Annotated in this window: 19 protein-coding genes; 11 read left to right on the top strand and 8 right to left on the bottom strand. The window is 65.6% G+C overall.

Annotation, left to right across the window (positions count from 1 at the left end):
- Window positions 1–13 precede the first annotated feature (13 nt).
- Window positions 14–391, top strand: a complete 378-nt coding sequence (locus AC2YHA_RS04875) for a hypothetical protein (RefSeq protein WP_233782446.1) — start codon at window positions 14–16, stop codon at window positions 389–391.
- Between the two features lie 51 nt (window positions 392–442).
- Entirely contained in the window at window positions 443–889 is a 447-nt protein-coding gene (locus tag AC2YHA_RS04880; protein WP_487400585.1) for a hypothetical protein, read from the top strand.
- Here the strand turns inward: AC2YHA_RS04880 and AC2YHA_RS04885 are convergent.
- Entirely contained in the window at window positions 823–1,473 is a 651-nt protein-coding gene (locus AC2YHA_RS04885; protein ID WP_487400586.1) for a lysoplasmalogenase family protein, read from the bottom strand. The two genes, AC2YHA_RS04880 and AC2YHA_RS04885, sit on opposite strands and share 67 nt — an antisense overlap.
- Window positions 1,474–1,515: 42 nt before the next feature.
- Here AC2YHA_RS04885 and trmFO point away from each other — a divergent pair, with 42 nt between their 5' ends.
- The gene (gene trmFO, locus AC2YHA_RS04890; RefSeq protein ID WP_487400587.1) at window positions 1,516–2,883 is read left to right on the top strand and encodes a methylenetetrahydrofolate--tRNA-(uracil(54)-C(5))-methyltransferase (FADH(2)-oxidizing) TrmFO; all 1,368 of its coding nucleotides are present in this window, start codon (window positions 1,516–1,518) and stop codon (window positions 2,881–2,883) included.
- Here trmFO and AC2YHA_RS04895 read toward each other — a convergent pair.
- Together AC2YHA_RS04895 and AC2YHA_RS04900 are read right to left on the bottom strand one after the other, a co-directional pair.
- The gene (locus AC2YHA_RS04895; RefSeq protein ID WP_487400588.1) at window positions 2,822–3,292 is read right to left on the bottom strand and encodes an EF-hand domain-containing protein; all 471 of its coding nucleotides are present in this window, start codon (window positions 3,290–3,292) and stop codon (window positions 2,822–2,824) included. The two genes, trmFO and AC2YHA_RS04895, sit on opposite strands and share 62 nt — an antisense overlap.
- 51 nt (window positions 3,293–3,343) lie before the next feature.
- Window positions 3,344–3,991: a squalene/phytoene synthase family protein gene (locus tag AC2YHA_RS04900; protein WP_487400589.1), complete on the bottom strand. Its 648-nt coding sequence runs from the start codon at window positions 3,989–3,991 to the stop codon at window positions 3,344–3,346.
- 41 nt (window positions 3,992–4,032) lie between these two features.
- On the opposite strand from AC2YHA_RS04900, the gene AC2YHA_RS04905 reads away from it, so the two are divergent.
- From AC2YHA_RS04905 to AC2YHA_RS04915, 3 genes are read left to right on the top strand one after another with little or no spacing between them, the layout of a single operon-like run.
- Entirely contained in the window at window positions 4,033–4,626 is a 594-nt protein-coding gene (locus tag AC2YHA_RS04905) for a TadE/TadG family type IV pilus assembly protein (protein ID WP_487400590.1), read from the top strand.
- Complete coding sequence (locus tag AC2YHA_RS04910; RefSeq protein WP_487400591.1) at window positions 4,623–5,144, top strand: TadE/TadG family type IV pilus assembly protein; 522 nt, start codon at window positions 4,623–4,625, stop codon at window positions 5,142–5,144. The genes AC2YHA_RS04905 and AC2YHA_RS04910 overlap by 4 nt, the downstream gene beginning before the upstream one ends.
- On the top strand, window positions 5,141–6,559 hold the full coding sequence (locus AC2YHA_RS04915) for a TadE/TadG family type IV pilus assembly protein (protein ID WP_487400592.1): 1,419 nt from the start codon (window positions 5,141–5,143) through the stop codon (window positions 6,557–6,559). Before AC2YHA_RS04910 ends, AC2YHA_RS04915 begins: the two co-directional genes overlap by 4 nt.
- A gap of 124 nt (window positions 6,560–6,683) precedes the next feature.
- On the opposite strand, the gene AC2YHA_RS04920 is transcribed toward AC2YHA_RS04915, so the two are convergent.
- The 4 genes from AC2YHA_RS04920 to eno form a co-directional block, all read right to left on the bottom strand.
- Complete coding sequence (locus AC2YHA_RS04920) at window positions 6,684–8,087, bottom strand: pyruvate dehydrogenase complex E1 component subunit beta (RefSeq protein ID WP_487400593.1); 1,404 nt, start codon at window positions 8,085–8,087, stop codon at window positions 6,684–6,686.
- A complete protein-coding gene (pdhA, locus tag AC2YHA_RS04925; protein WP_233782431.1) occupies window positions 8,087–9,139 on the bottom strand; it encodes a pyruvate dehydrogenase (acetyl-transferring) E1 component subunit alpha in 1,053 nt (350 codons plus the stop codon). The genes AC2YHA_RS04920 and pdhA overlap by 1 nt, the downstream gene beginning before the upstream one ends.
- Before the next feature lie 114 nt (window positions 9,140–9,253).
- Window positions 9,254–9,595: an FtsB family cell division protein gene (locus AC2YHA_RS04930; RefSeq protein ID WP_233782430.1), complete on the bottom strand. Its 342-nt coding sequence runs from the start codon at window positions 9,593–9,595 to the stop codon at window positions 9,254–9,256.
- 178 nt (window positions 9,596–9,773) lie between these two features.
- Window positions 9,774–11,051 carry a phosphopyruvate hydratase gene (gene eno, locus AC2YHA_RS04935; protein ID WP_487400594.1) on the bottom strand — a complete coding sequence of 426 codons (1,278 nt, stop codon included), beginning with the start codon at window positions 11,049–11,051 and terminating at the stop codon, window positions 9,774–9,776.
- Between the two features lie 130 nt (window positions 11,052–11,181).
- On the opposite strand from eno, the gene AC2YHA_RS04940 reads away from it, so the two are divergent.
- The 5 genes from AC2YHA_RS04940 (at window position 11,182) to AC2YHA_RS04960 (ending at window position 13,015) form a co-directional block, all read left to right on the top strand.
- Window positions 11,182–11,685 carry a hypothetical protein gene (locus tag AC2YHA_RS04940; protein ID WP_233782428.1) on the top strand — a complete coding sequence of 168 codons (504 nt, stop codon included), beginning with the start codon at window positions 11,182–11,184 and terminating at the stop codon, window positions 11,683–11,685.
- 21 nt (window positions 11,686–11,706) lie between these two features.
- The gene (locus AC2YHA_RS04945) at window positions 11,707–12,051 is read left to right on the top strand and encodes a phage holin family protein (RefSeq protein ID WP_233782427.1); all 345 of its coding nucleotides are present in this window, start codon (window positions 11,707–11,709) and stop codon (window positions 12,049–12,051) included.
- A complete protein-coding gene (locus tag AC2YHA_RS04950) occupies window positions 12,048–12,314 on the top strand; it encodes a hypothetical protein (protein ID WP_487400595.1) in 267 nt (88 codons plus the stop codon). The genes AC2YHA_RS04945 and AC2YHA_RS04950 overlap by 4 nt, the downstream gene beginning before the upstream one ends.
- Window positions 12,315–12,382: 68 nt before the next feature.
- Window positions 12,383–12,751 carry a hypothetical protein gene (locus tag AC2YHA_RS04955; protein WP_233782415.1) on the top strand — a complete coding sequence of 123 codons (369 nt, stop codon included), beginning with the start codon at window positions 12,383–12,385 and terminating at the stop codon, window positions 12,749–12,751.
- A 39-nt stretch (window positions 12,752–12,790) separates the two neighbouring features.
- Window positions 12,791–13,015 carry a DUF4170 domain-containing protein gene (locus AC2YHA_RS04960; protein WP_233782413.1) on the top strand — a complete coding sequence of 75 codons (225 nt, stop codon included), beginning with the start codon at window positions 12,791–12,793 and terminating at the stop codon, window positions 13,013–13,015.
- Window positions 13,016–13,132: 117 nt separating this feature from the next.
- On the opposite strand, the gene aspS is transcribed toward AC2YHA_RS04960, so the two are convergent.
- Window positions 13,133–14,959: an aspartate--tRNA ligase gene (aspS, locus tag AC2YHA_RS04965; RefSeq protein ID WP_487400596.1), complete on the bottom strand. Its 1,827-nt coding sequence runs from the start codon at window positions 14,957–14,959 to the stop codon at window positions 13,133–13,135.
- Between the last annotated feature and the right edge of the window lie 7 nt (window positions 14,960–14,966).

Here is a 14,966-nt window from a genome sequence, read left to right on the forward strand (position 1 = left end):
AAGGAGACCTTCCATGGTCGAGACCGTCTATGCCCTGTACCTCGCGATCACCATCGCCATCACCATCTGGGTCGCGCATACGCTGAGCCGCAACGGCATCGTCTTCCTGATCCAGTGCTTCGGGCAGAACATTGAACTGGCGCGGTCGACCAATCATTTGCTGGTGGTCGGCTTCTATCTGATCAACATCGGCTTCATCACCCTGACGCTGAGCCTCGGCAAGGAGCCGGCGACAATCACCGACGCGATCCGCTTCCTGAGCAGCAAGGTCGGACTCGCGGTGGTGGTGCTCGGCGCGATGCACTTCTTCAACATGGGCGCGATCGCCCAGTTTGGACGCAAGGTGAACGGCTGGCTCGCCGAAAGCGGGAAAGCCGAAGCGGTCGCGTGAACTGGTCGGGCGGGCACCGTTGCCCGCCCTTCCATATCAAGGAGCTCGATCATGGCTTTCCGAAACTTCACGGGATGCGCCATCGCCACCATCGCGGCAGGTCCGGTGTTCGTTGCCAGCGTGGGTGTGGCGGTGTTGGCCCTGTCACCCGGACCGATCGCAATCACTTCCGAGCTGACATTCGCTTTGATGATCCTTCTGCCGGCCATCGTGATCGGAGCGATCATTGCTGCCATCCCGGTCACTGTCGGTGCGATGGCCATGGGATGGCTCGGGGACCGCAACCCTGCATTCCAGCTGCCCATCATGTGGGCGCTCGCGGGAGCCGCCACGGCTGGCGGCTGGACCCCGTTCGTATCGCTCGGCCCGGACGAGGAGCCTTTCAAACTCGCCCTCGCCATGACCGGCGCGATCTCGGCACTGATCTGCCGTCACTGGCTAGTATGGGCACCCTCGCCTGCGAGGAAGCCGATCAGGCCACCAGCAATCATCGCCTGACCCGCGAAATAGAGCGGCCAGGTGAGCAGCCCCGGCAGCGGTGATCCGGCGAGCGCTCCCGTCTCCGCGAAGATCAGCCAGTCGGAGAGGACAAACAGCATCGCCCCGATGCCGACGATGCGCGGGAAACGGCTGATCAGCGCAGCACCCGCCATCGCGCCGAGCCCGGTCGCGTAGAGCGCGATTCCGGCATCGGGCGTAGGGCCGAGCACCACCGCGACCAGAGGCACCAGCATCACCGCGGGCAGCATCATCCACCACAAGCGCGCCCGGTTGCGCAGGTAGAGCACGACGGCGACGACATGCCCCGCCAGGAATGCCAGCGCTCCTACCGTCAGCCCCATCGCCGCCAGCAGCACGTCGCCGAGTGCGCCCAGCGCCAGCGCCGCCGCGATCAGCCAGCCGTCGCGGCTCCGCGCGTTGAGCGCCGCCCATAGCGCGAGCAGCCCGACACCGGCGCCTTTCCAGGCGATCAGCGCCGCGCCGTCGACGCCGGTTCGGATCGCCGCGAAATAGCTCGCTCCCGCCACCAGCGCAGCGGCGAAGATCCAGCGGAATCGGGTCTGTCCTGCGCCGATGGTCATGCCTATGGTGTCCGGCTTCCTCTCCACAACGCATCAGGTAACGTGTTCGAGCATCAGGTCCATATCATCGGCGGCGGCCTCGCTGGGTCGGAAGCGGCGTGGCAGCTCGCTCAGGCGGGCGTGCGGGTACGCCTCAGCGAGATGCGCGGCGGCGGCGGAATGACGCCGGCCCATCAAGGCGCGGGTCTGGCCGAACTGGTCTGCTCGAACAGCTTCCGTTCCGACGATGCCGAGAACAATGCGGTCGGCCTGCTGCATCAGGAGATGCGGACGCTGGGCTCGCTGATCATGGCCGAGGGCGACCGGCACCGCGTCCCCGCCGGATCGGCGCTCGCAGTCGATCGCGACGGCTTTTCGGAGGGCGTCACTGCGGCGCTCGCGGCACATCCCAATATCGAGGTTGTCCGCGAGAAGGTCGAGCGCCTGCCTGATACGGGCCCGACCATCGTCGCCACCGGGCCGCTTACCGATCCCGCGCTCGCGGAGAGCATCGCCGGCGCGACCGGCAGCGATGCCCTCGCCTTCTTCGACGCGATTGCGCCGATCGTGCACCGCGATTCGATCGACATGGGCCTCGCCTGGTTTCAATCGCGCTGGAACAAGGGGGACGGGACCGACTACATCAACTGCCCGCTGACCAAGGACGAGTACCTCGCCTTCCACGCCGCGCTGCTCGCCGCCGAGAAGACCGAGTTCCGCGAATGGGAGGGCGTGCCCTATTTCGAAGGCTGCATGCCGATCGAGGTGATGGCCGAGCGCGGTGTCGACACGCTGCGCTACGGCCCGATGAAGGGCGTCGGGCTCGACGATCCGCGCACCGGCCGCTGGCCCTATGCCGTGGTTCAGCTCCGGCAGGACAACGCATCGGGCACGCTGTGGAACATGGTCGGCTTCCAGACCAAGCTCCGCCATGCCGAGCAGGTGCGCGTGTTCCGCACCATTCCGGGCCTGGAGAACGCCGAGTTCGCCCGGCTGGGCGGCCTCCATCGCAACACCTTCATCCGCTCGCCGGAGCTGCTCGATCCGACCCTCAGGCTCAAGGCGCGGCCGCATATCCGCTTCGCCGGGCAGATCACCGGGTGCGAAGGCTATATCGAAAGCGCCGCGATCGGCCTGCTGGCGGGACGCTTCGCCGCCGCGGAGATACTCGGCCGACCACTCGCTCCGCCGCCGCCCGAGACCGCGCTCGGCGCGTTGCTCAGCCACATCACCGGGGCGGCGGTGGCCGAGACCTATCAGCCGATGAACGTCAATTTCGGCCTGTTCCCGCCGATCGAAGGTCGCGCACGGAAGGCCGATCGCAAGCGGCTCTATACCGATCGTGCCCGTGCGGCGCTGGCGGAGTGGCTCAATCCGCTTCGTCCCGCGATTGAGGCGGACAGGGCACGCGCCGCTGCGGCGAACGCTTGACGGCGGTGGACGCGAACTCGGCGGGCGTAAGTGCCCCCGATCCGTCCTTGTCCGCCTTGGCGAACTTGTCGGTGGTCTTCGCCGCCCATTCGTCGAACGAGAGCCGGCCGTCGCCGTCGCGGTCGAGCTTGGCGAAGGCCTTGCGCCGCGATGCGAGATATTCCTCGCGCGCGACCTGGCCGTTCTTGTCCTTGTCGTAACGCGCGAACCGCTTCTCCTCGCGTGTCTTGGCGGAGGCGGCGGGCAGCGCGACATCGTCGGCGGTCTCTTCCTGCGCCTGTGTACCCGTGCTCGCGACCAACGCGCGCGGTACCGGCGGTGCTTCCGGACTGGCGCTCGAACGGAACAGGAACACCCCTGCCCCCACCAGCAACAACGCCGAGACCACGCCGGCCAGATATCTGAGCATCGCCCTCTCCCCCTCGAAGGACCAATAGGACGAGGCTATCGAAGTTGGGAGTTACAAGCCAGTCATGCGATGCCAAAGCGCGCGGCCCACGCGCCGCGGCGGTGCGGCGTCATGCAAACGCGCGAGGTGCGCCAGCGCCCCCCAGCCACGGTTCGCGCGGTTCCAACGCGCCGCAAGCGCCTTTTCGAAATAGGGGGCGGCGAGCGTTCCAGCGCGCTGGGCGAGCTCGACGTCACGCGCATGGCGGGCAAGGTCGACAAGCGCCCAACCTGTTCCGGCGGCCTGGAGCGGATCGTCCGCCCCCGCGCCGCCTGCGACAAACAACGTGCCGCCCCGCAGCCGGGCGAAAGCCTCCAACGCCGTGTCGGATAGTGGATCGGCTTCCAGCAGTTCCTCCCACCCCTCGACCATCGCCGCAAGCGTCCCGCCGGTCACACCCAGCGGCAGCACATCGCGCGCGAGCCCTTGCAACACCGGCTCGGCCGGCGGGGGCGCGCTGTCGAGGTTGGTCAGCGCATCATGCCACCAGGTCAGCCGCATCTGCCCGACCATTGGCTCGCGGGTGGTCCTCAGCACCGATGCGAGCGCGTCGTCGAGCGTGAACAGGGCCGCCATCGCTGCTCGTTGGTTCGGAGGGGCATAGGCCAAGGCAAGCCGCCGCTCCGCTTCGTCCTGAGAGGTGACCGTTTCCTGCGTCATTCGCCGTCTCCGGCCTCCTTGGGAATTTCTTAAGCAAGCCCATGCGATATCGCCGTGCGATGGGCAAACCGGGGCAGCAGGCGATTACCTTCCGGCAAAGGCTGCGCATGGGTCGCGCGGCCGACAGGATTGCGCGCGACCGCCGCGGTGCGGGTGCGATCGAGTTCGCACTGATCGCCGCCCCCTTTGCCGCGCTGATCGTCGCCACACTGCAGATCAGCCTCACCTTCTTCGCCCAGCAGACGCTGGAAACCACGGCGGAAAAGACGGTTCGCCAGATGGTCACCGGCGAGGTGCAGCGCAGCAACCAGACTGCGGCGCAATTCAAGACCAATGTCTGCGCCAAGCTCCCGTCCTTCATGGAATGCGGGAAGCTGATGATCGACGTGCGGCAGGCGCTCACTTTCGACGGCGTCGACACATCGTCGCCGACGATCGCCTACAATCCCGACGGGACGGTCAAGAACAGCTGGGAGTTCAAGCCGGGCGGACCGGGCACGATCAACGTCGTCAAGATCATGTATCTCTGGCCGGAGGTCACCGCGCCGCTGGGCTTCAACCTGGCAAACACCGCAGACGGAAAGCGGTTGCTGGTTGCGGTCTCCGTGTTCAAGACGGAACCGTACGTCGAATGATCCGGCTCGCCAGAGATCACCGCGGCGTCGCGTTGACCGAATTCGCGCTCGCGCTGCCGTTTCTCATCCTGCTGCTCGTCGGCGCCTATCAGTTCAGCGATGCCGTGTCCGCCTATCGCAAGGTGACCATCACGACGAAGACCGTGGCCGACCTCACCAGCCAGCTCACCTCGGTGAGCCAGAGCGACGTCAACACGATCCTCAACGCCAGCGCCCAGGTGCTGACACCCTACAGCGCCGCAGCCAGCAAGATCACGGTCTCCCAGATCCACATCGACGACAAGCTCGTCGCCACGGTCGACTGGAGCCAGGGCAAGAACATCATCGGCCTGACGAAGGGCGCCGCGTTTGAGCTGCCCGCCGAGGTCAAGCAGCCGGACACCTATGTGATCGTCGCCGCCGTCGACTACCGCTACGACCCGATCGTGGCGGCGAACCTGATCGGCACGATCAACATGCACGACCAGATCATCATGGGGCCGCGCGCCTCCAATCTCGTGAAGATGAGAACATCATGACCCGCACGCGCTTCTCCGCGATCGCCGCGCTGTGGCGGCGGCTGCTGTCCGATCGCCGCGGCAACGTGCTGATGATCATGGGCTTCGCGACGATCCCGCTGGCCCTGTCGACGGGCATGGTCGTGGACTATTCGCGCGCCGCCAGGCTCCAGACCAAGATGAACGCCGCCGCCGACGCCGCCGCGCTGATGGCCGTCAGCAAGCCGATGATGGAAAAGACCAACGAGGACATCAAGGTCATCGCCAAATCCTTCTTCACCTCGCAGGTCTCGGGTTTACCGGGGCTGACCTATGATCCGGCCAACGTCACAGTGACGATCACCGGCACGGTCGGCGCCAGCAATACCCGCACCGCGGTGGTGTCCTATACCGCGCAGTCGCAGAACGCCTTCGGTGGGCTGCTCAAGATGCCGACGATCCCGATCGGCGGCACGTCGAGCGCTAATTCATCGCAGGCACCGAATATCGATTTCTATCTGATGTTGGATGTCTCGCAGTCGATGCTGCTTCCGGCCACTCAGGCTGGCTTGAACCTGATGGGCGACTTAACCGGCGGCAAGAAGATAAAAGACAAGGATAAATATACCGATAGATGCGCGTTTGCCTGTCATCAAACTAATTTAACATACAATAACAACGATAATTATGAATTGTCATGCAACAGCTCTTATACAAATTGTATAGATTATTATCAGCTTTCACGAAACAATAAGATTGTTCTTCGCACGGATCTCGTCGTGAAGGCCGTTGGAGATCTAATGGATGTCGCCAGCAGTACGTCCGCAGAGAATAATGCTAAATATCGTATGAGCCTGTCGAGCTTCGATTTTGCATACAAGCTATTTTGGCCAACCTCTAAAAGTAGCGATGGAATGTGGGTGGATGCCGATCTCATTCGTGTAAAAAGCCACGCCGCAGATGCCCAGGTGCAAGCATACTACAAGAACAATTGGCGCACCTCATCTATTAACGACAGTGATAAAGGGAGTCATTTCACTAAGGGATTCGACGGTGTGCTAGCGAAGATGCCAACCGCCCCTGGTGATGGAACGAATATGCCGGGGGATACACCTCAAGCGCTGCTGTTCATTGTCACCGATGGCATGTGGGACGAAACTCGGCCAAACAGTCGCCCGGAAGGACCAATCGACGTTGCCAAATGCACTCAGGTCAAGGATCGCGGTATTCGCATCGCGGTACTGAACACAAAATATCTGCCAGAATCCGCGTCAGAACCCTGGTCCATCACCAATGTGAAGACGCCGTACCTCTCACCAGTGGATAAAATCAGCCCAGCGCTGATCCAGTGCGCATCGCCGGGCCTATTCTACGAGGTGACGACGGACGGCGACATCTCGGCTGCGCTCGCCGCCCTGTTCCAGAAGGCAGTCGCAACCGCCCACCTCACTCAGTGACCCGAAGCCCGCGCCGTCCAACCGGCGCGGGTCCGATCAGGCATTGGAAGATGATCGGCTTAAGCTGAAATCGTCACCCCGGCGAAAGCCGGGATGACGACCGTATTTGTCACTTGATCGTGCTTTAGCCGTGATACGTCACCTTCTTCACCGCCGCGACCACCTTGTCGGCGGTGATCAGCGCCAGCTTCTCGAGGTTGGCGGCATAGGGCAGCGGCACGTCCTCGTTGGTGACGCGCAGCACCGGGGCGTCAAGGTCATCGAAGCCCTCCTCCATCGCGATCGCCATGATCTCCGACGAGATCGAGCAGGTCGGCCAGCCCTCCTCGACCACCACCAGGCGGTTGGTCTTGGCGAGCGACTTCAGCACCGTCGCCTTGTCGAGCGGACGCAGCGTCCTGAGGTCGACCACCTCGGCCTCGATGCCTTCCTTCTCCAGCATCTCGGCAGCTTCCAGGCTGACGCCCACGCCGATCGAGTAGCTGACGATGGTGACGTCCTTGCCCGGCCGCATGATGCGGGCTTTGCCGATCGGCAGCACCCAGTCGTCGAGCTTCGGCACCTCGAAGGTGCGGCCGTAGAGCAGCTCGTTCTCGAGGAACACGACCGGATCGTCGGTCTGGATCGCGGCGCGCAGCAGGCCCTTGGCGTCCGCCGCGTCATAGGGCGCGATCACGATCAGGCCGGGGACGCTGGCGTACCAGGGCCCGTAGTTCTGCGAGTGCTGCGCGGCGACGCGGCTGGCGGCGCCATTGGGGCCGCGGAACACGATCGGGCAGCGCATCTGGCCACCCGACATGTAGTTGGTCTTGGCCGCGGAGTTCACGATGTGGTCGATCGCCTGCATCGCGAAGTTGAAGGTCATGAATTCGACGATCGGCTTCAGGCCGCCCATCGCCGCGCCGGTGCCGAGGCCGGCGAAGCCGTATTCGGTGATCGGCGTGTCGATCACGCGCTTCGGGCCGAACTCGTCGAGCAGGCCCTGGGTGACCTTGTAGGCGCCCTGATATTCGGCGACCTCTTCGCCCATCACGAACACGCGCGGATCGGCGCGCATCTCCTCGGCCATGGCGTCGCGCAGCGCCTCGCGGATGGTCTGCTTGACCATCTCGGTGCCCTCGAGGACCTCGGGGTCGCTGGCCGCGTCGCGCTTCGCCGCCTCGAACATGGCGCGGGCGCCGGTCTCGACCGGCTTCTGCTCGCCGCCTTCTGGCCCCGGCACCGGCGCGGGCGCTGTCTTCTCGGCCGGAGCCGGAGCGGGCGCGGGGGTCGCGGAGGCATCCTCGCCTTCACCCGCGATCGTCGCGATCACGGTGCCGACCTTCACCCCATCGGTGCCCTCAGGCACGAGAATCTTGGCGACGGTGCCTTCGTCGACCGCCTCGAACTCCATCGTCGCCTTGTCGGTCTCGATCTCGGCGAGAATGTCGCCCGACTTCACCGTGTCGCCTTCCTTCACCAGCCATTTGGCGATGGTGCCCTCCTCCATCGTCGGGGAGAGCGCCGGCATCTTGAGCTCGATCGCCATCAGTAGCTCTCCACCAGGACGTCGGTGTAGAGCTCGGCGGGCTCCGGCTCGGGCGTGCTTTCGGCGAAATCGGCCGCTTCGTTGATCACCTTGCGAATATCCTGTTCGACCTTCTTGAGCTCGTCCTCGCTGACGCCCATCGTCTCGAGCTCGCGCTTGGCATGCTCGATCGGATCGGACTTGTCGCGGACCGACTGGACCTCCTCGCGGCTGCGGTACTTGGCCGGATCCGACATCGAGTGGCCGCGATAGCGGTAGGTCTTCATCTCCAGGATCAGCGGCCCCTTGCCGGCGCGCACCCACTGGAGCGCCTCCTCGATCGCGCCGCGGCAGGCGAGCACGTCCATGCCGTCGACCTGGATGCCGGGGATGCGGAAGCTCTCGCCGCGGCGATAGAGCTGGTCCTCCGCCGACGAGCGGTTGACCGAGGTACCCATGGCGTACTGGTTGTTCTCGATCACGTAGATGACCGGGAGCTTCCACAGCTCGGCCATGTTGAAGGCCTCGTAGACCTGGCCCTGGTTGGCCGCGCCGTCGCCGAAATAGGCGAGGCAGACGCCGCCGTCCTCATTGTACTTGTGGCTGAAGGCGAGCCCGGTGCCGAGCGGCACCTGCGCGCCGACGATGCCGTGGCCGCCGTAGAACTTATGCTCGACGCTGAACATGTGCATCGAGCCGCCCTTGCCCTTCGAGATGCCGGCGGCGCGGCCGGTGAGCTCGGCCATCACGTCCTTGGGCGGGATCCCGCACAGCAGCATATGGCCGTGATCGCGATAGCCGGTGATCACCGAATCCTTATCGCTGAGTCCCGACTGCAGGCCGACCGCGACCGCTTCCTGGCCGATGTAGAGGTGGCAGAAGCCGCCGATCAGGCCGAGGCCGTAGAGCTGGCCCGCCTTCTCCTCGAAGCGGCGGATAAGGAGCATGTCCTTGTAGAACTTGAGCATTTCCTCCTTGGAAGCTTCATATCGCTTCGGCTCGGCGGGACGCTCGCGATTGGGAATCGGCGGAGAGGAGGGAGCGGCGGATTTGCGCGCAGGGGCTTTGGCCACGGTTAGGAAACCTCGTTTCCGGTTGGGGAGGATGGCGGGCGTATAGGCGCGTTCGCGCGCCTCCTGCAACGGTTGCGGGCTACGAATGTTGCGCGCCCGCGATCGTTACTTTCGTTACTTCTTGTCGAGCGGGATGATGATCTCGTCCGGATGGACGACGTTGAGCTCCTTGCGGACCATCTCGTCGACCATGTCGGGGTTGGCGCGCTTGGGATCGAGCTGGCGGACGCGGTTCTTGAGCTCGGCCCGCTGCTTGTCGAGCGCGGCATATTCCTGCTGCCGCTTCTCGAGCTGACGGGAATATTCCGGATAGGACAAGACGCCGTTCGGGCCGAGCACCGCATAATAGGCGAACAGCCCCATCACGATCAGCGCCGCCGCCGGCAGCCCAGCCCGCCTGAGCAGGGCGTTGACCGGCGATTTGGTGCGCGGGCGATGACGAACGGCAACGGGCATGGTTAATTCTCACCTAATCAACGTGCCGAATCAAGCATTTCCGGCGGGAGTCGTGAGGGGATTCACACTTAAGCCCCTCCCCTTAAGGGGAGGGGTTGGGGTGGGGCCTATCCACGAGCGCCACGCCTGCCGCACTGCCCCACCCCCGACCCCTCCCCTGAAGGAGAGGGGCTTAGGTTTAGGCGCGAATCACGCTGCGGCCCGCATAACGGGCGACGTCGCCCAGCTCCTCCTCGATGCGGATGAGCTGGTTGTACTTGGCGAGCCGGTCCGAGCGTGCCAGCGAGCCGGTCTTGATTTGCCCGCAGTTGGTGGCGACGGCGAGGTCGGCGATCGTGGCGTCCTCGGTCTCGCCCGAACGGTGCGACATCACCGCGGTGTAGGACGAGCGCTGCGCCAGGCTCACCGCCTCCAGCGTCTCGGTCAGAGTACCGATCTGGTTGACCTTGACCAGCAGCGAGTTGGCGAGGCCGCGCTGAATACCGTCGGCGAGACGCTTCGGATTGGTCACGAACAGGTCGTCGCCGACGAGTTGGATCTCGCCGCCGATCGCGTCGGTGAGTGCCTTCCACCCCTCGAAATCGTCCTCGGCCATGCCGTCCTCGATCGAGAAGATCGGATAGCGGGCGGTAAGGTCGGAGAGGTAGCCAGCCATCTCCGCCGGCGACAGCACCTTGCCCTCACCCGAGATGTGATAGGCGCCGTCCTTGAAGAACTCGGTCGCCGCGCAGTCGAGCGCGAGCATCACGTCGCCGCCGGGGGTGTAGCCGGCCGCCTCGATGCTGGCGACGATGAAGTCGAGCGCCTCGCTGGTCGAGGCGATGTTCGGCGCGAAGCCGCCCTCGTCGCCGACGCCGGTCGCGAGCCCCTTGTCGTGGAGCTTCTTCTTGAGCGTGTGGAAAATCTCTGACCCGCAACGTACCGCCTCGACGATGCTGTCGGCGCCGACGGGGACGATCATGAACTCCTGGAAATCGATCGGGTTGTCGGCATGCTCGCCGCCGTTGATGATGTTCATCATCGGCACCGGCAGCACATGCGCATTGACCCCGCCGATGTAGCGATAGAGCGGCAGCCCGCGCGCGTCCGCGGCGGCCTTGGCGGCGGCGAGGCTGACGCCCAGGATCGCGTTGGCGCCGAGACGGCCCTTGTTCTCCGTACCGTCCAGTTCGATCATCGCCTGGTCGAGCTCGGCCTGGTCCTCGGCCTCGAGGCCCAGCACTTCCTCCGCGATCTCGCCGTTGACCGCGGCGACCGCCTTGTCGACCCCCTTGCCCAGCCAGCGCGCCTTGTCGCCGTCGCGCAGCTCGACCGCCTCGTGCGCGCCGGTCGAGGCGCCCGAGGGAACCGCGGCGCGACCGAAGCTGCCGTCCTCCAGCATCACGTCGACCTCGACGGTAGGATTGCCGCGGCTGTCGAGGATGGCGCGGGCATGGATGTCGATGATTGCGGTCACGTAACGAGCTCCCTACATGGACGGCTGTGGTGCGTGCGGGCGCCTCTATCGGCTCTTCCCGCCCGCAGCAATGGAACCGGCTCGCGGCACTGCTTGTTCTCGCTCTGAAACGACGAAAGGGTCCGAAACCATGGCTGAAGACACCGGCGCCAAGGGTACTCCCGGCGGCAACGGCGAGCGTGACATCGAGTTCGAGGCCGATCCCGCGGTGCAGGCGCGGATCGACGCGGCCGACCGCGCCAAGGGCACTAAGCGCGGAGCTACCCAGGCGATTCGCGACGAGGCGGGCAAGATCAGCGGCCAGGCGGGCGAGAAGCTCAAGACCCTCGCCGGCGAGGGCAAGGCGCGCGCCACCGACGCGCTCGACGAGTTTGCCAAGCTGCTCGACAAGGCGGCCGGCGACGTCGACGAGAAGCTGGGCGAGCAGTTCGGCGGCTATGCGCGGCAGGCGTCCGGCGCCGTCTCCAAATTCTCCGAGCAGGTGCGCGAGCGCGACGTCGACGACATCTTCGACGATATCAGTGCGTTTGTGCGCAAGTCGCCCGGCGTCGCGATCGGCACGGCCGCCGCGCTCGGCTTCGTCGTCGCGCGCGTGCTCCAGGCCAGCCTCGACGCCGGCCGCGACAAGGCCTGACCTGCGAACGGGGGCACCGGCATGGACGAGGAGGAGCGCGGCGGAAACGAGCCGATCGGCACGGTGTTCGCCGAGCTCACGGAGGATGCCAAGGCCTATGCGGCGGCCGAGCTCGGTTATTTCCGCGAGCTCGCCTTGGCGAAGGCCAAGGAGGTGCGCGACATCGCCCTGCTCGGTTCCTTCGCGATGCTGTTCGCCTTCACCGCACTGATCGCGATCGCGGTGGGCGCGGTGATGATGCTGGCGCCGGAGATCGGTGCGCTGGCCGCGACGGCGATCGTCGGCGTGGTGACGCTGGGGCTCGCCGGCGTTCTCGGCTGGCTCGCCTGGACGCGGCTCACCGCGCTGCTGGAGCCGGATTCGTGAAGGAGGCGAAGCCCTCCCCGCGCCTTTTGCTCGCCGAGGCGAAGCGGACGGAAGCACGCAAGCGGCTGCTCGGCCGGGCCGACGAGCTGAAGACGCGGCTCTCGCCCGGCGCGTTGGCGGACGAGATGATGAACGGCCTTGCCGACCGCGCGACCGAGCTCGCCGGGAAGCGCCCGATGACCTTCCTCGCCGCAGCGGGCGCGCTGGGGCTGGTGGTATTGCGGCGGCCGGTGGCACGCTGGCTGTCGCGCCGCCGCAGGTGATGCAACCGCCGGCGCGGACACGAGTTGAGATCGAGCATGGGCGCGAGCCCGCAACGAAGGACCTGACGATGGCCAAGACGACGACCGAGACCAAAGCCGGTTCCACCCGCCGTTCGGCGACATCACGCCTCAGCGACAGCGCGCGCGGAGCGGTCGAGGCGATCGAGGCGAATCCGGTCGCGGCGGTCGCCGGCGGGCTGGCGATCGGCCTCGTCATCGGCGCGCTGATCCCGCGCGGCACGCGCGAGAAGGAGGCGCTGCGGCCTGTCGGTAAACGCATCGCCGAGGGCGCCAAGGCCGCCGTCGCCGCGGCGCGCGAGACCGGCAAGGAGCAGCTCGACACCGCGACCGCGAGCCGCGACGCCGCCAAGGAAGGCATCCGCAAGGTGCTGGAGAGCGCCGTGGGCGCGGCGCGCGGACGCAAGGAAAACGTCTGAGCGGTTGCATGGCGGGCACGGCTCGCTAAGGAGCCCGCCATGAGCAAGCTTCACCTCGTCTTCGGCGGGCGGGTCAAGGATCCGCAGACGCTCGAGTTCGCCGATCTCAATGCGATCGATGTCGTCGGCATCTTCCCCGACTATGCCAGCGCCGAGAAAGCCTGGCGCGCCGCTGCACAACGCACGGTGGACGACGCCGAGATGAAATACGTGCTGGTGCACCTGCACCGGCTGCTGGAGCCGGAGCTGCCGAAGGAAGGCTGACCCCGCCTCCTCCACCACGTCACCCCGGCCTTGTGCCGGGGTCCACTTCTCCCCAAGCGATACCGCCTGCGGCCCCGTGGATGCCGGAACAAATCCGGCATGACGAATGATCAGAGGCTACTCCGGCCGCACCAGCTCTGCCGTGGTCGCCGCCTTCGCGCCCGGCTGTTCGACCACGCGGATGTTGAGTTCGCGCAGTTGCTTCGCGGTGACGAAGCTCGGCGCGCCCATCATCAGGTCCTCGGCCTTCTGGGTCATCGGGAAGACGATGACCTCGCGGATGTTGGGCTCGTCGGCAAGCAGCATGACGATGCGATCGATGCCCGGCGCCGAGCCGCCGTGCGGCGGCGCGCCATACTTGAACGCGTTGATCATGCCCGCGAAGTTGGTGTCGACGTCCTCGCGGGTGTAGCCGGCGATCTCGAACGCCTTGTACATGATCTCCGGCCGGTGGTTCCGGATTGCACCTGACGACAGTTCCACGCCGTTGCAGACGATGTCGTACTGATAGGCGAGGATGTCGAGCGGGTCCTTGGTCTCCAGCGCCTCCAGCTCGCCCTGCGGCATGCTGAAGGGATTGTGGCTGAAGTCGACCTTCTTCGCGTCCTCGTCATATTCGAACATCGGGAAGTCGACGATCCAGCAGAACTCGAAGCGGCTCTGGTCGATCAGCTCGAGCTGCTCGCCGACGCGCGTGCGGGCGAGGCCGGCGAGCTTCGCCGCCTGCGCTTCCTTGCCGGCGGCGAAGAAGACGCCGTCGTTGGAACCGAGGCCGAGCGCCTCGGCGATCGCCTTCATGCCTTCCTGGCCATGGTTGTTGGCGATCGGACCGCCGAACACACCGTCCTTCTGCGTGGCATAGCCGAGGCCGGGGAAGCCTTCGGACTGCGCCCAGGCATTCATGTCGTCGAAGAACTTGCGGCTCTTTTCCGCGGTGTTCGGCGCGGGGATGGCGCGAACGACGTCGCCCGCCTCGACCATCGAGGCGAAGCGGCTGAAGCCTGAGCCCTTGAAGAACTGCGAGACGTCGGTGATCAGGATCGGGTTCCTGAGGTCCGGCTTGTCGTTGCCGTACTTCAGCATCGATTCGCGATACGGAATCCGGCGGAACGGCAGCGGCGAGACGGTGCGGCCCCGGCCCTGCCAGTCGGCGAATTCCTCGAACACGCCGTGCAGCACCGGTTCGATCGCGGCGAACACGTCGTCCTGCGTGACGTAGCTCATCTCGAAATCGAGTTGGTAGAACTCGCCGGGCGAGCGGTCGGCGCGGGCGTCCTCGTCGCGGAAGCAGGGCGCGATCTGAAAGTAGCGGTCGAAGCCCGCGACCATCAACAACTGCTTGAACATCTGCGGCGCCTGCGGGAGCGCGTAGAACTTGCCCGGATGGACCCGGCTCGGAACGAGATAGTCGCGTGCACCCTCGGGGCTCGACGCAGTCAGGATCGGCGTCTGGAATTCGGTGAAGCCCTGGTCGATCATGCGGCGGCGGATCGAGGCGATCACCGCCGAGCGCAGCATGATGTTGGCGTGCAGCCGCTCGCGCCTGAGGTCGAGGAAGCGATAGCGGAGGCGGATATCCTCGGGATACTCCTGATCGCCCGCCACCGGCATCGGCAGCTCATGGGCGAATGACTGAACGACCGCCTCGGCCGCCCGCACCTCGACCGTTCCGGTCGGCAGGTTCGGATTCACCACCTCAGGCGCCCGCGCGGTCACCTTGCCGGTGATCGTCACCACCGATTCGCTCCTGAGCGATTCGATCACTTGGAACGCGGGACCATCCACCTCGGTGACGATCTGCGTGATGCCGTAATGATCTCGCAGGTCGACGAAGACGAGATCGCCGTGATCGCGCTTCTTGTGGACCCAGCCCGAAAGGCGGACCTCCTGTCCCACATGGCTCTCGCGGAGTTCGCCGCAGGTGTGCGTGCGGTAGGCGTGCATGGCTTCT

The organism is Sphingomonas sp. SRI_018, from assembly GCF_057586275.1.

Coding starts and splice junctions, on each gene's coding strand:
- AC2YHA_RS04875 (WP_233782446.1), top strand. CDS start 14: ATGGTCGAGACCGTCTATGCCCTGTACCTCGCGATCACCATCGCCATC.
- AC2YHA_RS04880 (WP_487400585.1), top strand. CDS start 443: ATGGCTTTCCGAAACTTCACGGGATGCGCCATCGCCACCATCGCGGCA.
- AC2YHA_RS04885 (WP_487400586.1), bottom strand. CDS start 1,473: ATGACCATCGGCGCAGGACAGACCCGATTCCGCTGGATCTTCGCCGCT.
- AC2YHA_RS04895 (WP_487400588.1), bottom strand. CDS start 3,292: ATGCTCAGATATCTGGCCGGCGTGGTCTCGGCGTTGTTGCTGGTGGGG.
- AC2YHA_RS04900 (WP_487400589.1), bottom strand. CDS start 3,991: ATGACGCAGGAAACGGTCACCTCTCAGGACGAAGCGGAGCGGCGGCTT.
- AC2YHA_RS04905 (WP_487400590.1), top strand. CDS start 4,033: ATGCGATATCGCCGTGCGATGGGCAAACCGGGGCAGCAGGCGATTACC.
- AC2YHA_RS04910 (WP_487400591.1), top strand. CDS start 4,623: ATGATCCGGCTCGCCAGAGATCACCGCGGCGTCGCGTTGACCGAATTC.
- AC2YHA_RS04915 (WP_487400592.1), top strand. CDS start 5,141: ATGACCCGCACGCGCTTCTCCGCGATCGCCGCGCTGTGGCGGCGGCTG.
- AC2YHA_RS04920 (WP_487400593.1), bottom strand. CDS start 8,087: ATGGCGATCGAGCTCAAGATGCCGGCGCTCTCCCCGACGATGGAGGAG.
- AC2YHA_RS04930 (WP_233782430.1), bottom strand. CDS start 9,595: ATGCCCGTTGCCGTTCGTCATCGCCCGCGCACCAAATCGCCGGTCAAC.
- AC2YHA_RS04940 (WP_233782428.1), top strand. CDS start 11,182: ATGGCTGAAGACACCGGCGCCAAGGGTACTCCCGGCGGCAACGGCGAG.
- AC2YHA_RS04945 (WP_233782427.1), top strand. CDS start 11,707: ATGGACGAGGAGGAGCGCGGCGGAAACGAGCCGATCGGCACGGTGTTC.
- AC2YHA_RS04955 (WP_233782415.1), top strand. CDS start 12,383: ATGGCCAAGACGACGACCGAGACCAAAGCCGGTTCCACCCGCCGTTCG.
- AC2YHA_RS04960 (WP_233782413.1), top strand. CDS start 12,791: ATGAGCAAGCTTCACCTCGTCTTCGGCGGGCGGGTCAAGGATCCGCAG.
- aspS (WP_487400596.1), bottom strand. CDS start 14,959: ATGCACGCCTACCGCACGCACACCTGCGGCGAACTCCGCGAGAGCCAT.